The organism is Testudinibacter crocodili, assembly GCF_006228025.1.
Taxonomy (GTDB): domain Bacteria; phylum Pseudomonadota; class Gammaproteobacteria; order Enterobacterales; family Pasteurellaceae; genus Chelonobacter.
This window is the reverse complement of the sequence record NZ_VDHF01000153.1, coordinates 1-2,996: the sequence shown is the minus strand read 5'-3', so window position 1 is coordinate 2,996 and position 2,996 is coordinate 1. Positions and strand designations below refer to the sequence as shown.

Below are 2,996 nucleotides of genomic sequence, written 5' to 3'. Positions count from 1 at the left end.
TTTGTCTACTATGCCAAAAAGTAGAAGAGCAGTATTGATCTTCTACTTTTTTAGTTTCTGATGATGCGTAAAATTACATTTTGCTAACGATTTTAATCCCCAATAGATCTAAGCCTTGACGCAGTGTGTTTTGGGTTAAAGCCGCCAGTTGTAAACGGCTGTTTTTAATTGCTTCGTCTTCACTATTCAAAATCGGGCAACTCTCATAGAAACCGGAAAAAATCCCTGCCAGTTCATATAAATAAGCGCAAAGTACATGTGGTGTGCCTTCTCTTGCGACTGTTTGTACCGCTTCTTCAAACTGCAACAACTTAATCGCAAGCGCCCGCTCTTTCTCTTCGTTTAAGCAAATCGTACCCTGCAATGTTGCACTATCAACCTGGCTACGGCTGAAAATGGAGTGAATACGGGTGTAGGCATACTGCATATAAGGTGCGGTGTTGCCTTCAAAACTGAGCATATTGTCCCAATCAAACACATAATCTGTGGTACGATTTTTGGAGAGATCTGCATATTTGACTGCACCAATCGCTACGGCTTCCACCACTTGTTGCAACTCTTGTTCACTGAGGGTTGGATTTTTGGCGCTAATCAGTTGTTCCGCGCGTTCAATCGCTTCGTCTAACAAATCGGTTAGTTTCACCGTATCACCGGAGCGGGTTTTAAACGGTTTGTTGTCTTTGCCCAACATCATGCCGAAATTGAAATGCTCCAGTGACATGCTGTCGGGAATATAACCGGCTTTGCGCACAATCGTCCACGCCTGTTGTAAATGCTGGCTCTGACGGCTGTCGGTGAAATACAGCGCACGATCCGCATGCAGCACTTCATGCCGATATTTTGCCGCTGCAATATCGGTGGTGGTGTACAGAAAGCCGCCGTCACTTTTTTGGATAATCACCCCCATCGGTTCGCCATCTTTGTTTTTGAATTCGTCCAAAAAGACCACGACCGCACCTTGATCTTCCACTGCAATACCTTTATTTTTCAAATCAGCAACAATCGCCGGCAGCATCGGATTGTATAGACTTTCGCCCATCACATCGTCATTACTCAACGTGACATTTAAACGGTCATAAGTCTGTTGATTTTGCTGCATGGTGATATCCACCAATTTGCGCCACATCGTCAGACAATATTGATCACCACCTTGCAGTTTCACCACATAGGCGCGGGATTTCTCGGCAAACTCGGCATCATTGTCATAACATTGTTTGGCGGCACGGTAAAAGGCTTCCAAATCGCTGAGCGCTAAATCATCGGCATGTTCATTTTCGACTTTTTCCAGATAAGCAATCAGCATTCCGAACTGAGTACCCCAATCGCCGACATGGTTGGCGCGAATGACGTTATGTCCTAAATATTGCAAAACCCGCACTACCGCATCGCCGATAATGGTTGAACGCAGGTGTCCGACATGCATCTGTTTGGCGACATTTGGTGCGGAATAGTCGGCAACGATAGTTTGTGGCTGTGTGACTTTTTCCACCAGTGCTTGTTGTTGCAGCAATTGTCGGCTTTGTTGTGCCAACCAAGTATTTTTAAGAAATAGATTGATAAATCCCGGTCCGGCAACTTCCGCTTTTTCCAATAAATCACCTAATTCCAGATTTTCAATGGTTTTTTGTGCCAATTCGCGCGGATTCATTCCCCGTTTTTTAGCCGCCGCCATCACGCCGTTTGCCTGATAATCGCCGAATTGCGCTTTGCCGGATTGACGCACTAGGGCATCGCATTGTGATTCTGCACCGGCAGCGATCATTGCCTGTTTAATTTTTTGCGATAGAATGTGTTGAATATTCACAGAAATTGTAGCCTTTTAGATTAATAAACTGGTCGCTATAATACCGTTTTATCGGGATTGAGGAAAGACGGAGTCTTTAAAAATGGCAAATTTAACAAATGTCCATCCATTATTGCAGCTGGAAACCGCACTTGGTCGCACACTGGCTATTTTTCAGCAAAATATTATACAATTAGCCGATGCGATTGGATTAGATCGGCAAACCTGGTTGATTGATCATCTGGCGGTGCGGGTGAATACACAGCAGCAGGGTGAGCTTTGGCTGGCTTCATTGCTAAAGTGCGGTCAACTGCTGAGTGATAATCAGGTAAATGGACGACCGATTTATTTAGTGGCGTTGTCGCAACCGCTGGTTTTTGCCGAACAATCGGTGTCGGTGATTGAATTGCCACTGCCGAAAAATAAGCGCTATCCACAGCAAGGATGGGAACATATCGAAGTAGTAGTGCCTTTTTTGGCTAAAGAATCGCCAACTGAATGGCTTGAACGTCTAAATCGGCAATTTTGTTTGAACGAAAAGCCTTTTTTAACAGTCAAAGTCGGCGAACCTAAAGTCGTCGGCGAGCAGTGTTGTAACCTCTCAATGGCAATAACATTTACTAACAATATTGAAAACCGCACTTGTATTAAGCTACATCCCTATCATATCCGAGATGTGGTCAAGCAAGCGCGGTGATCATGACTCCAATGTAATTTAAGGAAAAACTTATGAAAAAATCGATGTTAGCATTAACCGCAATGATGGGATTGGCTGTAGTTGGCTGTGCCAACAAAGATATTTATAGCGGTAATGTTTATACCGGTGACCAAGCGAAAGAAGCGCGTTCAATCAGCTATGGCACCATTGTTTCTAGCCGTCAGGTCGATATTCAAGCACCGAATCAAGGTGTAATCGGTACAGTTGGCGGTGGTGCAATTGGTGGTATTTTAGGTTCAACCGTCGGCGGTGGTTCCGGGCAAGCGATTGCGACAGCAGTGGGCGCCGTCGCCGGGGCTGTTCTTGGCAGCACGGTAGAACAAAAAGCCAGTAAAGTAGATTCGTTGGAATTAGTGATTCGCAAAGATGACGGCAAAGAAATCGTGGTAGTCCAGAAATATGACTCCACCCTAGTGCCGGGAGCGCGAGTTCGCATCGTTGGCGGCTCAACCCTGAACGTCTCGGCGTTGTAATTAAAATCATATTGTAAATTAA

General features: G+C 45.1%; 3 protein-coding genes. 2 read left to right on the top strand and 1 reads right to left on the bottom strand.

The genetic code is table 11. The annotated features are described in order from the left end of the window. Positions 1–73 precede the first annotated feature (73 nt). Positions 74–1,804, bottom strand: a complete 1,731-nt coding sequence (gene argS, locus FHQ23_RS11995) for an arginine--tRNA ligase (RefSeq protein WP_139614525.1) — start codon at positions 1,802–1,804, stop codon at positions 74–76. Positions 1,805–1,886: 82 nt separating this feature from the next. Here argS and FHQ23_RS11990 point away from each other — a divergent pair, with 82 nt between their 5' ends. After that, on the top strand, positions 1,887–2,480 hold the full coding sequence (locus tag FHQ23_RS11990; protein ID WP_139614524.1) for a VOC family protein: 594 nt from the start codon (positions 1,887–1,889) through the stop codon (positions 2,478–2,480). A gap of 32 nt (positions 2,481–2,512) precedes the next feature. Further along, complete coding sequence (locus tag FHQ23_RS11985; RefSeq protein WP_132966491.1) at positions 2,513–2,974, top strand: outer membrane lipoprotein; 462 nt, start codon at positions 2,513–2,515, stop codon at positions 2,972–2,974. The last annotated feature ends 22 nt before the right edge of the window (positions 2,975–2,996 follow it).

Coding starts and splice junctions, on each gene's coding strand:
- FHQ23_RS11990 (WP_139614524.1), top strand. CDS start 1,887: ATGGCAAATTTAACAAATGTCCATCCATTATTGCAGCTGGAAACCGCA.
- FHQ23_RS11985 (WP_132966491.1), top strand. CDS start 2,513: ATGAAAAAATCGATGTTAGCATTAACCGCAATGATGGGATTGGCTGTA.